This window comes from Ruania alkalisoli (assembly GCF_014960965.1).
In the GTDB taxonomy this organism is placed as follows: Bacteria; Actinomycetota; Actinomycetes; order Actinomycetales; family Beutenbergiaceae; genus Ruania; species Ruania alkalisoli.
This window is the reverse complement of record NZ_CP063169.1, coordinates 281720-297252: the sequence shown is the minus strand read 5'-3', so window position 1 is coordinate 297252 and position 15533 is coordinate 281720. Positions and strand designations below refer to the sequence as shown.

General features: G+C 68.7%; 15 protein-coding genes. 12 read left to right on the top strand and 3 right to left on the bottom strand.

The genetic code is table 11. From position 1 onward, the window contains the following. Window positions 1–12: 12 nt before the first annotated feature. The gene (locus tag IM660_RS01405; RefSeq protein ID WP_193497671.1) at window positions 13–648 is read left to right on the top strand and encodes a maleylpyruvate isomerase family mycothiol-dependent enzyme; all 636 of its coding nucleotides are present in this window, start codon (window positions 13–15) and stop codon (window positions 646–648) included. Here IM660_RS01405 and IM660_RS01400 read toward each other — a convergent pair. Next, entirely contained in the window at window positions 645–1796 is a 1152-nt protein-coding gene (locus tag IM660_RS01400) for a serine hydrolase domain-containing protein (protein WP_193497670.1), read from the bottom strand. The genes IM660_RS01405 and IM660_RS01400 overlap by 4 nt on opposite strands. 23 nt (window positions 1797–1819) lie before the next feature. Between IM660_RS01400 and IM660_RS01395 the strand changes: the two genes are divergently transcribed. Beyond that, window positions 1820–3106 carry an alpha-L-fucosidase gene (locus IM660_RS01395; RefSeq protein WP_193497669.1) on the top strand — a complete coding sequence of 429 codons (1287 nt, stop codon included), beginning with the start codon at window positions 1820–1822 and terminating at the stop codon, window positions 3104–3106. A 354-nt stretch (window positions 3107–3460) separates the two neighbouring features. After that, window positions 3461–4228 (top strand): AMIN-like domain-containing (lipo)protein, encoded by a 768-nt coding sequence (locus IM660_RS01390; RefSeq protein ID WP_193497668.1) that lies wholly within the window; start codon window positions 3461–3463, stop codon window positions 4226–4228. A 112-nt stretch (window positions 4229–4340) separates the two neighbouring features. Here the strand turns inward: IM660_RS01390 and IM660_RS01385 are convergent, their stop codons facing one another. Further along, window positions 4341–4610 carry an antitoxin gene (locus IM660_RS01385; RefSeq protein ID WP_193497667.1) on the bottom strand — a complete coding sequence of 90 codons (270 nt, stop codon included), beginning with the start codon at window positions 4608–4610 and terminating at the stop codon, window positions 4341–4343. Window positions 4611–4706: 96 nt separating this feature from the next. On the opposite strand from IM660_RS01385, the gene IM660_RS01380 reads away from it, so the two are divergent. Further along, a complete protein-coding gene (locus IM660_RS01380) occupies window positions 4707–5729 on the top strand; it encodes a virulence RhuM family protein (RefSeq protein WP_193497666.1) in 1023 nt (340 codons plus the stop codon). Between the two features lie 76 nt (window positions 5730–5805). Further along, window positions 5806–6522 carry an AMIN-like domain-containing (lipo)protein gene (locus tag IM660_RS01375; RefSeq protein WP_193497665.1) on the top strand — a complete coding sequence of 239 codons (717 nt, stop codon included), beginning with the start codon at window positions 5806–5808 and terminating at the stop codon, window positions 6520–6522. A 231-nt stretch (window positions 6523–6753) separates the two neighbouring features. Here IM660_RS01375 and IM660_RS01370 read toward each other — a convergent pair whose 3' ends face one another. Further along, window positions 6754–7863 carry a LacI family DNA-binding transcriptional regulator gene (locus tag IM660_RS01370; RefSeq protein ID WP_246465081.1) on the bottom strand — a complete coding sequence of 370 codons (1110 nt, stop codon included), beginning with the start codon at window positions 7861–7863 and terminating at the stop codon, window positions 6754–6756. Between the two features lie 187 nt (window positions 7864–8050). Here IM660_RS01370 and IM660_RS01365 point away from each other — a divergent pair, with 187 nt between their 5' ends. The 7 genes from IM660_RS01365 (at window position 8051) to IM660_RS01335 (ending at window position 15530) form a co-directional block, all read left to right on the top strand. After that, complete coding sequence (locus IM660_RS01365) at window positions 8051–9064, top strand: hydroxyacid dehydrogenase (RefSeq protein WP_246465080.1); 1014 nt, start codon at window positions 8051–8053, stop codon at window positions 9062–9064. Beyond that, a complete protein-coding gene (locus IM660_RS01360) occupies window positions 9064–11064 on the top strand; it encodes a DUF2264 domain-containing protein (RefSeq protein ID WP_193497664.1) in 2001 nt (666 codons plus the stop codon). Before IM660_RS01365 ends, IM660_RS01360 begins: the two co-directional genes overlap by 1 nt. Next, window positions 11061–12362, top strand: a complete 1302-nt coding sequence (locus tag IM660_RS01355) for an ABC transporter substrate-binding protein (protein ID WP_193497663.1) — start codon at window positions 11061–11063, stop codon at window positions 12360–12362. Before IM660_RS01360 ends, IM660_RS01355 begins: the two co-directional genes overlap by 4 nt. Window positions 12363–12433: 71 nt before the next feature. After that, window positions 12434–13366: a carbohydrate ABC transporter permease gene (locus tag IM660_RS01350; protein WP_193497662.1), complete on the top strand. Its 933-nt coding sequence runs from the start codon at window positions 12434–12436 to the stop codon at window positions 13364–13366. Then, window positions 13366–14256, top strand: coding sequence for a carbohydrate ABC transporter permease (locus IM660_RS01345; protein ID WP_193497661.1), 891 nt, complete (start codon window positions 13366–13368; stop codon window positions 14254–14256). Before IM660_RS01350 ends, IM660_RS01345 begins: the two co-directional genes overlap by 1 nt. 11 nt (window positions 14257–14267) lie before the next feature. Continuing rightward, window positions 14268–14987 carry a DUF624 domain-containing protein gene (locus tag IM660_RS01340; RefSeq protein ID WP_193497660.1) on the top strand — a complete coding sequence of 240 codons (720 nt, stop codon included), beginning with the start codon at window positions 14268–14270 and terminating at the stop codon, window positions 14985–14987. A gap of 36 nt (window positions 14988–15023) precedes the next feature. Then, the gene (locus IM660_RS01335) at window positions 15024–15530 is read left to right on the top strand and encodes a helix-turn-helix domain-containing protein (protein WP_193497659.1); all 507 of its coding nucleotides are present in this window, start codon (window positions 15024–15026) and stop codon (window positions 15528–15530) included. Window positions 15531–15533: the final 3 nt, after the last annotated feature.

The window sequence follows — 15533 nt, the reverse complement described above, 5'->3', positions numbered from 1 at the left end:
GAGGTGGACTTGATGAGACTGAGCACGAGCGAGATCTGGCAACTGGTGCACGAGGAGCGGGCGCAGCTCGCGGACGACCTCTCCGCACTGCCAACTCCCCGATGGGAGACACCGTCCCTGTGCGAGGGCTGGAGCGTGCACGATGTGCTGGCCCACCTGCTCGACACGGCGCTCGCTGGACGCCTCGCCTTCGCCTGGTCGATGGTGCGCGCGAAGGGTGACTTCGACCGGGCCAATGAGAACGGGGTCCGGCGCTACCGGCATACCGACCCCAGCCAGACACTGGCCGCGTTCCGCGAGGCCGGCCACCTGCAGCGGACTCCGCCCGCACACCGAGCCACCCGGCTAGTCGAGGCGATCGTGCACGGCGAGGACATCCGCCGTCCGCTGGGAATCGAGGCAACCTACCCCAGTGCCGCGATCCACGAAGCCCTGAACTACCAGCTCCGCACCACGGTCTCCTTCGGCGGCGGCCGCGAGCGCGCCCAGGGCGTGCGCCTCGTCGACGCCGCGACCGACCAGACCTGGGGTACCGGCCCGGAGGTCACAGGCCGGGCGGTCGACCTCCTGATGGCTGTCTCGGGTCGCCCGGTCGAGGGCGGGGTACTGACGGGGCCGGGTGCGCCGCACCTGGTGGCCGGACGCTAGCCCGCCGCCACCAGCGGCTCGAACTCGCTGAACACCGGTGGGATCTGGGGCGAGCTCCACATCCGGTTCGTCAGCAGAATCCCCGTGCGATCACTGGCCGGGTCGGTGAACCACCGCGATCCCAGCCCGCCGTTCCAGCCGTAGGCTCCCGCTGCCAGGCCGCTCGGCGCCCGTGTGGTGCGCACCTCGCAGCCGTACCCCCAGCCCGTTCCGTCCGGGTCCGGTCCCCCGCGGGCGAGGACGTGGTCGGGTAGCTGATTCGTGGTCATCGCCCGCACCAGTTCCCGCGGGATCACCTGGCGATCCCCGACGGCGCCCCCGGCGCGGACCAGATCGGCGAACCGCCCGTAGTCGCTCACGGTGGAAACCAGTCCGGCGTCGCCACCCTCGCGCGGTGGGATCGCGGCCCACTGACCGTCGGCGGGATCGTAGACGTCGGTGCCCGCACCGAAGCAGGCTCCGAACCGCCGCCGGTTCTGGGGTGGTACCCAGAAGCCGGTGTCAGTCATCCCGAGCGGGTCGAAGACCCGTTCGGCCATCACCTCACCCAATCTGGAGCCGGTGGCGCGCTCGATGAAGAGGCCCGTGACGAGGGAGGGCGTGTTGTACAGCCAGCGCTCCCCCGGCTGATGCCGAAGCGGCAGGTCGGCCGCGGCGGTGAGCCAGGCTTCCGTCGAGAGCACCCCGGCCGGTGCCGGCGGCCCGGCCACAATCCCCCGCGCTGCCCACGCGGCATCGAGCGGGGTGGGGCTGAAGTCGCTGAAGTCCATCCCCCAGCCGCTGGTGTTGGTGAGCAGGTCGGCGAGCGTGATCGGCCGATCGGCGGGCACGGTATCGTCGATGTCGGCGTGGGGGTGGCGCAGTACCCGCCGGTCGGCGAGCTCCGGGAGGTGGGCGTCCACAGGGTCGGTGAGCCCGACGGCACCGTCGGCCACCAGCATCAGGGCGAGGGCCGCCGTCACCGGTTTGGTCATCGAAGCGATCCGGAACACCTCATCGGTATCGATCGGTGCGGTGGCTTCGAGGTCACGGTGACCGAGCGCTCCGGTCAGAACCTGGTCTCCGTCGCGGACGTACCAGGTCAGCCCCGGGATGGCGTCAGGGCCGATGTGGGTCGTGAGCTGCTGTTCCAGATGTGCGCGATCCATACCGGCCATGCTGGACTACACCGGTGACAGACCACCATCCCTCCCCCGTTCCGCGGCCGTCAGCCGCACAGCTCGCGTGGCAGCGTCTCGAGTTCGGCGTCTTCTTCCATGTGGGCGTCAACACCTTCGCCGGCAAGGAGTGGAGCGACGGCACGCTGCCCGCCTCCTCGTTCGCCCCCACCCACCTCGACGCCCGGCAGTGGGTGCGCACCGCCGTCGAGGTCGGCGCCCGGTACGTGGTGCTCACCGCCAAGCACCACGACGGGTTCTGTCTGTGGCCCACGACCACCACCGACTACTCGGTGGCGTCCTCACCGTGGCGTGGCGGCCAGGGCGATCTGGTCGCGGAGGTGGCGCAGGCGTGCCGAGCCGAGGGGATCGGTCTCGGCCTGTACCTCTCCCCGTGGGACCGGCACGCACCGGAGTACCCGGACCCCGAGGCCTACGACGCCCTCTACCTGGCCCAGCTGCGCGAGTTGTGCACGAACTACGGCGAACTTGTGGAGCTGTGGTTCGACGGCGCCGGGTCCGCAGGCCGCAGCTACGACTGGGACGCGATCATGGCGCTCGTGGCCGAACTGCAGCCCGGCGCGATGGTCTTCAACATGGGCACCCCGACGATCCGGTGGATCGGCAACGAGGACGGGCTCGCTGCCGACCCGGTGCGGTACGCCGTCGACAGCGCCAGTCTGGACAACTACACGGACACCGTTATCCACCTGGACCGCGCCCGGTACGTGCCGCCGGAGGCGGATGTCTCGATCCGGCGCGGCTGGTTCTGGGCGGCGGATGACGCACCGAAGAGTGTGGAGCATCTGCTCGCCATCTACTACCGGTCGGTGGGGTTGGGGGCGAACCTGCTGCTGAACGTGCCGCCGGATACGCGCGGCCTGATCGACGACGCCGATGTGGCGCGCCTGCGGGAGCTCCGCGCCGAGCTGGATCGCCGTTTCGGCTCACCCGTGCGCGGGGAGATCGAGCAGATTGCCGACGGCGTCTGGCAGGTCCACTTCGACGCCCCCGAGACCTTCGATCACCTCGACCTGGCGGAGGAGCTGGGCGACGGGCAGCGCGTCACCGCGTTCCGGGTGAGTGTGGAGAGCGACGACCTCGACGGTGACGTGCTGCTGGCCGACGGCGGCACCATCGGTCACCGGCGCCTGCACGCTCACCCGCCGGTGACCGCGCAGCGCCTACGGGTGACCTGCATCGGCGAGGGTGCACGGTTGGCGGGGGTCTCGGTGCATCACGCCGGTACGCACGAGGTGCCGCAGATCGAGTACCTGGCGCCGACGGACGAGCCGGAGTAGAGCGGGCAGCTCCAGTCCACGTCGCCTCACCGACACACCTTCCAGGCACCGACCAGGGGGCCGCCTCTGTCCGCGCCCGGAAGGTCGGTCGGCAGCAGGGAACCTGTGTCCAGGGACCCCGACGAGGGTGGCCTGGATGTCGAATCTCAGCCCTGCCGCGACACTGAGGCCACCCTCACGCCCGGCCCTGGTACGTGGGGACCGAGGCATCCGGGCCCGGGGAACGGGCGAACACGAAGCGGTGATCGCTCGCGGCCCAAGGTTGCGCTCCGTGTCGGTCCATGCCTGGAGCCGGTTAGGCAAGATCGGCGCAGCGGTCGACAGGTCAGACGTAGCGGCCTAGCGTTGGGGACCATGTGGGGTCGGCCGAAGGGGATTGGCACGCGCGGAGTGGGGCTCGTCGCCTCTGCCGCCGCCGCAGCACTGGTTGCCGGCTGCACGGGATCGGATGACTCCTCACCCTCGGCAGGCACCGGCACATCGAGTGCAGCACCGACGACTGCGAGTGAGCCGGACGCGTCGGGCGCACCGGGCGAATCCTCCGAACCAGCGGAGCCGGAGTCCGCTGACCCGCGCACACCAAGTCCGACTCCCGACGACTCGAACTCCGGGTGCAGCGGCGAACTCACCTATGCCGACGACTGGGACTGGTCGCTCCCGAGGCCCGAGCCGGGCGATTTCGTGCCCTACGACTATGCCAGTCAGATTCAGGAGCACAGCGAAAGCGCCTACGAGCTCACGGTGGTCCGGACCGCGGAGCACGACGGGTTCGACCGGTTCGTCGCCGAGTACACCAACCCCCATGGCTACACCGACGAGCCGGGACTCTATGCGGCCTATGTCGAGTGCGCGGGCGCGGAGGGTAGCGGCGAGGAGATCCCCATCACCGGCGAAGACATCCTCGCGGTCTCCATCATCGGCGGCACCCCGCGATTCTCCGACGATGCCGAAACACCCGAGGTTGACCCTTCCGGAGTCGCCATCACCGACATCGACTACCAGGAACAGACCGGAGGCGCTCACGGGCTCTACCTCGGCGTCGGCCACGAACGCGCCGACTTCCGCGTGTTCTCACTGACCGACCCCTACCGCGTGGTGGTCGACATCGCCCACCCGGACTGAACGGCTGCCTGAGCACAAGCGCCGTACGCTGGACGTCAGTCGAGAGCGAGATCCGCCGGGTGCTGGCCGCCGATGGCGAGCAGCAGGACCGCAGGTCCGAGGAAGAGCGGGGTCACAGAGAGTCGATCCTCACGGCCGACTCCTCCGCGTACTGCCGCTTAAGGTCCGCTGCGCACTCGCCGGGGACGCCGTCGGGCTGCAACGCAAGGAAGGACTGCGCTGCCCGGGCGCGAACATCAGCACGGTCGTCGGGGAACTGCAGGTCGATGGCTTCGCGAATGACGGCCGCGACACTGCGATGAGAACGTGCCGCTTCGGCTGCCACACGCTCGTAGCGCGCGCGATCGAGCAGCAACTGCAGACGACGTTCCATGACCGACATGCGCCTACTTTCGCATGTGTATGTCGATGCCCCCTGGAACTGCTTCCCTGTGGATGAATCGGCAGCATGTCGGCCCCGGTCCGTAGGGTGGCGCCTATGACGGGCGAGATCATTCTCTACACCTCAGGAGACGGCTCGCAGGTGCAACTGCGAGCCGTCGACGGCACAGTCTGGCTCACTCAACAGGAACTGGCCGATCTGTACGGCACGTCAAGGCAGAACGTCCAGCAGACCATCGCCCGCGTGCTCGATGACGGCGAACTGAGCGAGGCAACTATCAACTCAGAGTTGATAGTTCGATCCGAGGGATCGCGGCAGGTGCGCCGTCAGGTGCAGGTCTACAACCTCGACATGGTGCTTGCGGTGGGCTATCGCGTCACGACCGATCGGGCGGTGCAGTTCCGGCAGTGGGCAACGACCGTCCTTCGCGAGTATCTCGTGAAAGGCTTCGCACTCCAGGACGAACGCCTGAAGGATCCGGCCGCCGTCGACTACTTCGACGAGCTGCTCGAACGCATCCGAGACATCCGGGCGTCCGAGAAGCGCTTCTACCAGAAGGCCCGAGACATCTTCGCCGCTACCAGCGTGGACTACCGATCCGACAATCCTCTGGCGCAGGAGTTCTTCGCAACCATCCAGAACAAGCTGCTCTACGCCGTCACGGGGCACACCGCCGCTGAGTTGGTGGCGCAACGGGCCGATGCCGATGCAGCGAACATGGGGCTCACGAACTGGCAAGGAGATCGCGTACGTAAGCGCGATGTTGCGGTGGCGAAGAACTACCTGAGGGACGATGAATTGAGCATGCTCAACCTGCTCACCACCCGGTTCCTGGACTTCGCCGAGGACCGCGCGCGGCGGCGTCAACAGATCACGATGGCCGAATGGGTGCGGCAGACCGACCGGTTCCTCGATTTCGACGAGCGCCCGGTTCTCAGTGGTGCCGGGGCCGTTTCGGCGCGATCCGCTGAGTCGATCACGGCTGATCGCTACCGTGACTTCGACGAGATCAGGCGTTCGCATGAGAGGGAACACGCCGACGCCGAGGAGCAGCGGGACCTCGAACGCCTCATCGCCGCCGAGCATCACCTCGCACGACGGAAACACGAGCCGGACTAGCGACCCTTCCCGGCTGACACCGGCCAGCGGGCGTCGTAGCGTGGGAGGGTCTCATCGCCGCGGCAGATGGAGGAGCATGCGACGCACACGGCACCTCGTGATGGCGCTCGGCCTCGCCTTCGTGGCCGCTGGATGCACCGAATCCGACGACTCGGCACGGCCCACCGCGTCATCGACCTCGGCGCCGAGTTCCACGCCGGCAGACGACGGCACGGAGACTGCGCCACAAACTCCCCATCCCCACGATGATGAGGAACTCCCGGAGTGCCGGAGCGAACTCACCTACGCCGACGAGGACGAACTCACACACCCCACGTCCGCCGAGGACTTCCTGCCCTATGACTCCCGCGCAGCGATCCAGGAACAGAGCGGGCGCTACCTCGTACTCAGCGACTTGCGCGTCGGTGTGCACAACGGATACGAGCGACTCGTCGCCGAGTTCACCACGGCCCAGCAGCGCAATCCCGACCCGGAACCGACACAACCGGGACTCAACGCTGCCTACATTACGTGCGCGAGCCCTTCCGAAGCGTTCATCGATATCCCCATCGAGGGACGAGATATTCTCGGTGTCGGCATCAACGGAGCCGCCAGGCGCATCAACGACAACGGGTTCGTCCCGCCTCCAGACGCCGAACTTCCGGGAACCACCATCACAGACGTGGAGTATGTGGGCGCGCCGGGCGGCTCGGCATCCCTCTTCATCGGCGTCGGCCACGAACGCGCCGACTTCCGCGTGTTCTCCCTGACCGACCCCTACCGCGTGGTCGTCGACATCGCCCACCCGGACTGATCTCCGCCGGCGCCGACCGAACTTCCAGGCACCGACCCAGGTTCCGGCCTATGTCCGCGCATCGAAAGTGAATCCGCACCGGAAGCTATGTCCGGGGAGCCTGCCTAGAGAGGGCTCGGAGCTGACGCGGGTGGCCTGGATGTCGAATCTCAGCCCTGCCGCGACACCCAGGCCACCCTGAAGACCAGCGGCGCCACACCACAGATGCAGCCCGACCGGCCCACGCCCGCCCTAGACCCGCGGCGGCCCGCTCGAATCCCGCACCATCAGCGTCGGGCTCACCATGACCCGGTGCACGGGCCGGCCGGCGTCGGCCATCCGCGCCGCGAGCAGTCCCACGGCCGTGCGCCCGATCGTGCGACGCGGCGGGCGCACCGCGGTCAGCGCGGGAGCCGACATCGCGGCCACCTGATCGTCATAGGAGACAACCGAGAGGTCACCGGGCACACTGAGTCCGCGTTCCTCCGCACGCTGGATCAGCCGGATCGCCTCCGGGTCGGAGTGCACGAGCAAGGCCGTCGTGCCGGTCGCCACCACATCGTCGATGATCGCATCGATCGCCGGATCGAAGCCGGGCTCGCGCCGATCCGGGATGCGCCAGTCCACCACCGACGCCGGGTCGAGCCCATGTTCAGCACAGGCGGCGAGCCAGTCGGTGTGCAGTCGCGGCGCGTGCGGGGAGTCCTTGCTCAGTGCCACACCGACCAGCCGGTGCCCGAGCCCCACAAGATGGTGCACGGCCATAGCGGTCCCGTCGCCGTGATCGGTGATGACCGACTCGACGGTGCGCTGCACCGACCCCACCGACGCGGTGCGCTCCATGAGCACGACCGGCACCGGGGCGTCGGCGAGCCACTCTCGCATCAGGTCACCACCGGCGCCGTCGAGTGTCGGCGCGATGAGCAGCCCGTCTGCCCCGGCATCGATGAGCCGTTGCAGATCGACGCGCTCGTCCGGTGCCTGGTAGACCGAGCCGCGCAGCGTCACCCGCAGTCCGAGGCGCTTGGCCTCCTCCTCGGCTCCGCGCGCGACGTCGGGCCAGTAGTAGTCGAGCGAGGGGACGAGCATCCCGACCGTGGCTCCGGCCGGCCCGGAGGTCCGTCCGGAGAGGCGGGGCCCGACGGCGGTCGCTCCCCCGTGCACGCGACGCACCAATCCCGCGTCGGCCAGCTCGGAGACGGCGCGCCGCACGGTCACCGGGGTGACCCCGAGCTCGGCTGCCAGCTCAGTCACCCGCACGGTGCCCCGGTCGGAGACAGCGGCCAGCACCTCCGCCTGACGCGACCCCACCGGCGGTCGCCGTCCTTCGATCGACGTCTGCGCCATCACATCCCTCGCCACGATCACTCACCGTCCTGGTTGGTCAGCCTAGAGCCCCGGTCAGCAGAGCCCGGCTGGTTGGCAGCCGCCACCGACGTCGGTTGACACCCGCATTGATCGAACTTACTGTATCCGATCGTACTAGGTTGTTTTGATCGTTTTTCGATCGGTACGACACCTTACTCGCACAGGACCCAAGGGAGTTGCCGTGGCGACCATCCGCCCCCTCACCGCTGCGGTGATGGCCCCGGCGACGTTCCGGCGACAGTTCGGGCCCGCCGAACTCCAGCGCCTCACTGACCTCGCCATTCTCAGCGATCCGATCTGCACGGACAGTATCGCCGCCATGTCCGCTACCCAACTGGCCGAGACCGAGGTGCTCCTCACCTCCTGGGGCTGCCCGCCGATCACCGACTCCCAGCTGGACGCCGCCCCCCGGCTCCGCTCGATCATCCACGCGGCCGGCAGCGTCCGCGGACTCGTGCCCGCGAGCGTGCACACCCGGGGCATCGCCGTGGCATCGGCAGCGGAGATGAACGCCGTGCCCGTGGCCGAGTACACGCTCGCGGCGATCATCCTTGCCGGCAAGCGCGCCCTCCCGCTCGCGGCGCACGGGCGCCTGGCACCAGGCACGTGGGAGACCTCCTTCGACGACGACGCCCTCTCCAACTACGGCCGCACGATCGGGATCGTGGGCCTGTCGAAGATCGGCCGCCGCGTTCTCGACCTGCTGCGCATCCTCGACCACGGCCCGATTCTCGTGGCCGACCCGTTCGCCGACCCGGCCGAGGTCCGCCGGCTCGGCGGTGAGTTGCTCCCCCTACCCGAGGTCCTGGCCCGCGCGGAGATCCTCTCGCTGCACGCCCCGCTGCTGCCGGCCACCCGGAACATGATCGGCGCCGCTGAGCTGGCCCTGCTCCCCGACGGCGCCACGATCATCAACACCGCCCGGGGCGCCCTGATGGACCACGACGCACTGCTCGCCGAATGCTCCGCCGGCCGGCTCGACGCGATCCTCGACGTCACCGACCCCGAACCGCTCCCCGCGCAGCACCCGCTGCTCGACCTGCCGAACGTCACCGTCACCCCGCACCTGGCCGGCTCGCTGGGCACCGAGACCCGGCGCCTGGCGCAGTTCGCACTCGACGGCCTCGAGGCACTGATCGCCGGCCGGCCGCTGCCCGGTGCAGTCACCGACGAGACCGCGGCGGTGAGCGCCTGATGGGCACCCGCGTCCGCACCCGCGAGGAGCTGGTGGCCTTCGCCGACCAGCTGCTGGCCGCCGTCGAGCCCTATCGCTCTCCCGCCGGCTCCCTCATCACGCTCCCGGGATCGCCAGGCGGATACGGCACAGCCGTGGACGGCCTCGAGGGTTTCGCCCGTACGTTCCTCGCCGCCGGTTTCCGGGCCGCAGGCGATGGCCACGACGACGGCGCCCGCCTCGAGCCGTACGCCCGCGGCCTGGCCGCCGGGACCGACCCCGGCCACCCCGAGCGCTGGGTCCGCCCCACCGAGCACCCGCAGGCCAAGGTCGAGGCTGCCTCGCTCGCGCTCATCCTGGACATGACCCGGCCGTGGCTGTGGGACACCCTCGGCCCTCGCGTGCAGGAGCAGGTGGTGGACTACCTCGCCGAGGTCGTCGGCGACGAGACCTACCCGCGCTGCAACTGGCTGTGGTTCCGCATCACCGTGGAGACGTTCCTGCGATCGGTCGGCGGACCACACCGCCTCGAGGACATCCACGCCGATCTTGCCCTGCACGAGGAGTTCTACGAGCGCGAGGGCTGGTACCGCGACGGCGACGAGCGCTCCTATGACCACTACATCGGCTGGGCGATGCACCTGTACCCCACGTTGTGGGGACGCATGGCCGGCGCCGAGGATATCGCCGCACCGCGGGCCGAGCGTGACCGCGAGCGCCTGGACCGCTTCCTCACCGACGCCGTGCACCTGATCGGCGCCGACGGCTCACCCCTCATCCAGGGCCGTAGCCTCATCTACCGCTTCGCCGCCGCTGGCCCGTTCTGGGCGGGCGCGATCGCCGATGTGCCCTCGGTTCCGCTCGGAACGCTGCGGCGGGCCGCACTCGGCGTGGTGGATCACTTCGCCCAGCACGTGCCGAACGAGCGCGGGCTGCTGGACCTGGGCTGGCACCGCCCATGGCGCTCGCTAGCGCAGTCCTACTCGGGCACCGGCTCCCCGTACTGGGCGAGCAAGGGCCTGCTCGGGCTCGCCCTCCCGGCCGGGCACCCGGTGTGGACCGCCCCGGAGCACCTCCTCCCGCACGAGCAGGAGGACACGGTTCGCACGATCGCCGCACCCGCGTGGGTGGTCAGTGGCACCACCGCCGACGGCGTCGTGCGGCTGGCCAACCACGGCACCGACCATGCCCTCACCGGATCCGCCGGGGGAGACTCTCCCCTCTACGCGCGCCTGGCCTACTCCACGGCCACCTTCCCGCTGCTGCACACCGATGCCTGGCAGAACCCGGCCGACCAGTCCGTGGTGCTCACCGACGGCTCCGGCCGTCGCAGCCACCGCAGCGGGATGACCACCCTCCCTGTGGAGAACGCCGCCACCGCGACCACCCTTGCCGCCTCTCGTGCTCGCGCGCACTGGCTGCGTCCCGCCGAACAGCAGCAGCTGCACGGATCCGGCGCCCAGGGGGAGGCCATCGATGCCGGCACCCTCACCACCATCTCCGTCCTGCACGGGGCCTGGGAGGTGCGTCTGGTCCACCTTGCCTCCCCCTCCTCCGAGGCGGTAGCGCTCGAAGCAGGCGGCTGGGCACTCTCCGACGATTCCGGCGTCGTGATCGATACCGCGGCTGAGGCGAAGGCGAGCGGGCAGGCCCAGCCGGGCTCCGCCGTCGGGAATCTGCTGCGCAGCCAGACTCACGAGGCCGCCCTGCTCGGCCTGCACGGGTGGACGGCGGCGCGCACCGAGCACCACGACGACGCCACTCCCCTCGGCGCGCACACCTGCGTCGGGATCCTCAGTACTGCACCGGCGCCGGGTTGGTACGCCCTCGCGCTCGGTCTGGCCGGTAGCGAGCTGCTACCGCCGCCCCCCTTCGTCCACCTCGACGCCGGCACCGCCTGGATCGAGTGGGCGGACGGCTCCGGTACCGCCGTCGACATCGGCGAGGTGCCCACGGACACCACGAAGGACACACCCACGCCCATCCGGGCACGAGACCTCAAGGAGAGGATCACGCAATGAAGCGCACCATGCTGACCGGCGCAGCCGCCCTGGCTGCCGCAGCACTGACCCTGACCGCCTGCAGTGGCGGCGACGACACCGCCGGAGGAGGTGAAGGTGACGCCGGCAACGCAGAGAATGTCGACACCATCACCCTCGCCGGCTGGAGCCTGGCCACCACCCCGGAGTTCCAGGTGCTGGCCGACGCCTACAACGAGCAGAACCCGGACGTGACCGTGGAGCTGCAGGAGTACGACGCCACCGAGTACGACACCCAGATGATCGCCGACCTGGCGGCGGGTTCGGCACCGGACATGTACGTGCTGAAGAACCTGAAGAACTTCGTGACCTATCAGGACGGCGGGCAGCTGCTCGACCTGTCCGATATCGAGGTCGGTGACGAGGTGAACGGTGTGGACGCCTACACGGTCGACGGCGCCACCTACGCCATCCCCTACCGCCAGGACGCCTGGTACCTGTACTACAACACGGACCTCTTCGACCAGGCCGGGATCGACTACCCGGACGGTTCGTGGACGTGGGACGACTACGCCGCCACGGCCGAGGAGCTGACAGAGGCACTCGGCGGAGACGCACTGGGCACCTACCAGCACAGCTGGCAGTCCACCCTGCAGGGCTTCGCCAACGCACAGGACCCGGCAGCGGACGTGCTCTCCGGTGAGTGGGAGTACCTCGTGCCGTGGTATGAGCGCATCGTCGAGCTGCAGGATGCGGGCGCCCAGATGAACTTCGGCGCTGTCACCACCAACTCGGTGACCTACCAGTCCCAGTTCGGCACCCAGCAGGCCGCGATGATGCCGATGGGCTCCTGGTACGTGGCCACGCTGCTGGCCCAGCAGGAGAGCGGCGACGCCGAGCAGTTCAACTGGGGCTTCGCTCCGGCCCCTCAGCTGGACTCCAGCACCACGGACAACCCGGTGACCTTCGCCGACCCGACCGGTATCGGCATCAACCCGGCCGTGGACGCTGACGTGGCTGCCGCGGCAAAGGACTTCCTGGCATTCGTCGCCAGTGAGGACGCGGCCTCGGCGCTCGCCGAGATCGGCATCACCCCCGCCATCACCAACGACGCGGTGACCGAGACCTACTTCTCGATCGAGGGCGTTCCGACCGACGAGCTCTCGCAGTTCGCGTTCTCCACGCACGAGGTCCGTCCGGAGAACCCGGTCTCGGCCGACACTGCGACGCTGCAGAACATCCTCAGTGACGCCCACTCGGCCATCCTGTCCGGCACGGTCTCCCCGGCCGACGGCATCGCCGAGGCGATGGACCGGGCTCAGTCCGAGGTCCTCGGCTGATCCACGCTAGTTTCCCGGTACCGGCCGGCCCACCACGGGCCGGCCGGTACCACTGATCGAGGAGGAGAACCATGGCGACGACAGCCGTGGACGCCCCCGCTGCACCGGCACCCCCACCGCGCCGGAACCGCAGTCGGTTGACGCTGCGCAACACCTTCATCGGGTGGACCTTCATCCTCCCGAACTTCATCGGCTTCGCGGTACTGACGCTCGTGCCGGTGGTCACCTTGTTCTACCTGGCCTTCACGTCCTGGAACGCGTTCGGGCAGGCCAACTGGATCGGCCTGGAGAACTTCGCCCGGCTGCTCACCGACGGCACGTTCCACACGGCGCTGATCAACACCGGCTACTACGCGGTGCTGCACATCCCGCTGACCCTGGCGGTCTCACTCGGCCTGGCGCTGCTGCTCAACCACAAGATGCGCGGGATCGCGTTCTTCCGCACCGTCGCCTTCTTCCCCTACATCACCTCGATCGTGGCGATCGCGGTGGTGTGGAACATGCTCTTCTCCCCCGACTCGGGGCCGATCAACCAGTTCCTGATGGCGCTGGGAATCGACAACCCGCCCGGATGGACCACCTCGGCCACCTGGTCGATGCCGGCCGTGGTGCTGACCAGCGTGTGGCGCGAGATGGGCTACTACATGCTGCTCTTCCTCGCCGGACTGCAGGCCATCCCACGTGAGCTCTACGAGGCAGCCCGGGTGGACGGCGCCCACGCGATCCAGCGGTTCTGGAACGTGACCGTGCCGAGCCTGCGGCCGACGACCTTCTTCGTCACCGTGATCCTGACGATCCAGAGCTTCAAGGTGCTCGACCTGATCCTGGTCATGACCGACGGCGGACCGGGCACCTCCACGCTCGTGCTCGCCCAGTACATCTACCGCAAGGGCTTCGAGGAGAACGACTTCGGCTACGCCTCCGCCGTGGCCGTGGTGCTGTTCTTCATCTGCCTCGGGCTGACGGTCGTGCAGTTCCTGCTGAACAAGAGGAAGGAAGTCTGATGGCGACCGTGACACTCGACCGCCCGGGCACCTCCCCCGCCCCGGCGCTGCGTCAGGATCCCCGCCGCGGACGCAAGCTGGCCGCGCGCATCGCGCTGTACGTCGCGATGATCATCGCCGCGGCCGCGATCATGCTGCCGTTCTTCTGGATGGTCACCTCCTCGTTGAAGACGAACAACCAGGTCTTCTCCGTGCCGATCCAGTGGTTGCCGGACCCGGTGGTCTGGCGCAACTACCTGGACATCTGGGCCAAGGCCGACATGCTCACCTGGGTCAAGAACACGTTGATCCTCTCGGTGAGCGTGACCTTCCTGCAGGTGCTCACGGGCTCCTTCGCGGCCTATGGCTTCTCCAAGCTGCGCTTCCCCGGCCGCGACGTGCTGTTCCTGACCTATGTGGCCACCATCGCCGTGCCGTGGCAGGCGTACATGATCCCGCAGTTCATCATGCTCTCCAAGGTCGGGCTGTCGAACACGCTGTGGTCCATCCTGGCGCTGCAGACGTTCAGCGCGTTCGGGGTGTTCCTGATGAAGCAGTACTACGAGTCCATCCCGGAGGAGCTCTCCGAGGCGGCGCGCATCGACGGCCTCTCGGAGTACTCGATCTGGCGCAAGATCGTGCTGCCGCTCTCCGGACCGGCCGTGGCCACGCTGACGCTGCTGACGTTCGTCAACACCTGGAACGACTACCTCGGCCCACTGATCTACCTGCGTGACCGCGACATCTGGACCATCCAGATCGGTCTGAAGTCCTTCGTCTCGCAGTACAACGCCGAGTACGCGCTGATCATGACCGGCTCGGTGATCTCGGTGCTGCCGATCGCGCTGATCTTCATGCTCGGGCAGCGCTACTTCGTGCAAGGCATCGCCACCGCGGGCCTGAAGGGCTGACAATGGCGAGCATGGCGGGTACCGGGCGAGGCGGGCAGCCGGCGCGCAGGCGCCTGCTGCGCATGCCCTCCGCCGACACCTGGGAGACCGTGATCGGCGTCGGGTACCTGGTACTCGGCACCAACGCCATGCTGCTGCTCGCCACGATCCCGCTGCTGGTGCTGCTGGTCAGCACCGACCCGGTCACCTCGTGGCCGGCGCTACTGGGTGCGGGCGTGCTCGCCACGCCCGCACTCACCGCTGCCTTCGCCGTCTTCACGCACTACTCCACCACCCGCGGCACGGAGGTCATCCGCACGTTCTGGCGCTCGTGGGCACGGCACCTGCGCCGCTCCCTCGGTCTCGGGCTGGGCCTGTCCCTGACGGCGGTGGTGCTCGTGGTGGATGTGCTCGCCCTGTGGGGCTCACCGTGGGGTGCGGTGCTCACCCCGTTCTTCGTGGTGCTGTTCGCGCTGGCCGCCTCGACGGCGCTGCTCGCCCTGGTCGCGACCGTCGAGCGCCCGGATGCCCGGCTGCGTGACGTCCTGCGCGCCTCCCTCTACCTGGGTGTGCGGCGCTGGTACCTGACGTTGGCGTCGTTCGCAGTGTTCGCCCTGCTCGGGGGACTCTTCGTGATCCACCCCGCCCTCGCCGTCGGGCTGGCGGCTGCACCGCTGCTGTACGTGACCTGGGGGAACTCGCGCTACACGCTGAAGCCAGTGCTGCCGACGGGGTCTTCGATCCACGTGTAACCTCCGCGTTTCGTTTTTTTCGATTACGCTGGGTTCATGCCTACCGCCAACCCGGCCCGGCCGGCGAACTCCGGCAGCCCAAGAACCTACGTCCCCTCGTCCGAGACAGAGTCCGTCACGGAAAAGTTCGCCGAACAACTCGAAGCCATGGCGGCGGCAACCACTGAGCGACCCGCGCTCATCGGTCCTCACAACGAGGAAATCCCGCTGCCCCGAGAAGCCTTCGAGATCTTGCTCCAGGTCTACGAAGCGATGAAGCACGGCCTTGCGATCCACGTGGCCCCCCTCAACGCCCAACTCACCACCCAGGAGGCCGCCAACTACCTCGGCATCTCCCGGCCAACTTTGGTCAAGCTCCTGGAGTCTGGCGCCATCCCCTTCATCAAACCTGGGCGCCACCGCTACGTCCGCATCGACGATCTGATTGCATACGCCGAGCAGCTGCGCAACGAACGCGCGGCAGCGCTGGATGAGATGGCCCGCGACGCGGAGGACGACGGCCTGTACGACCTGCTCGACGGCCCGCCGCCGAAAACACGGTGACGG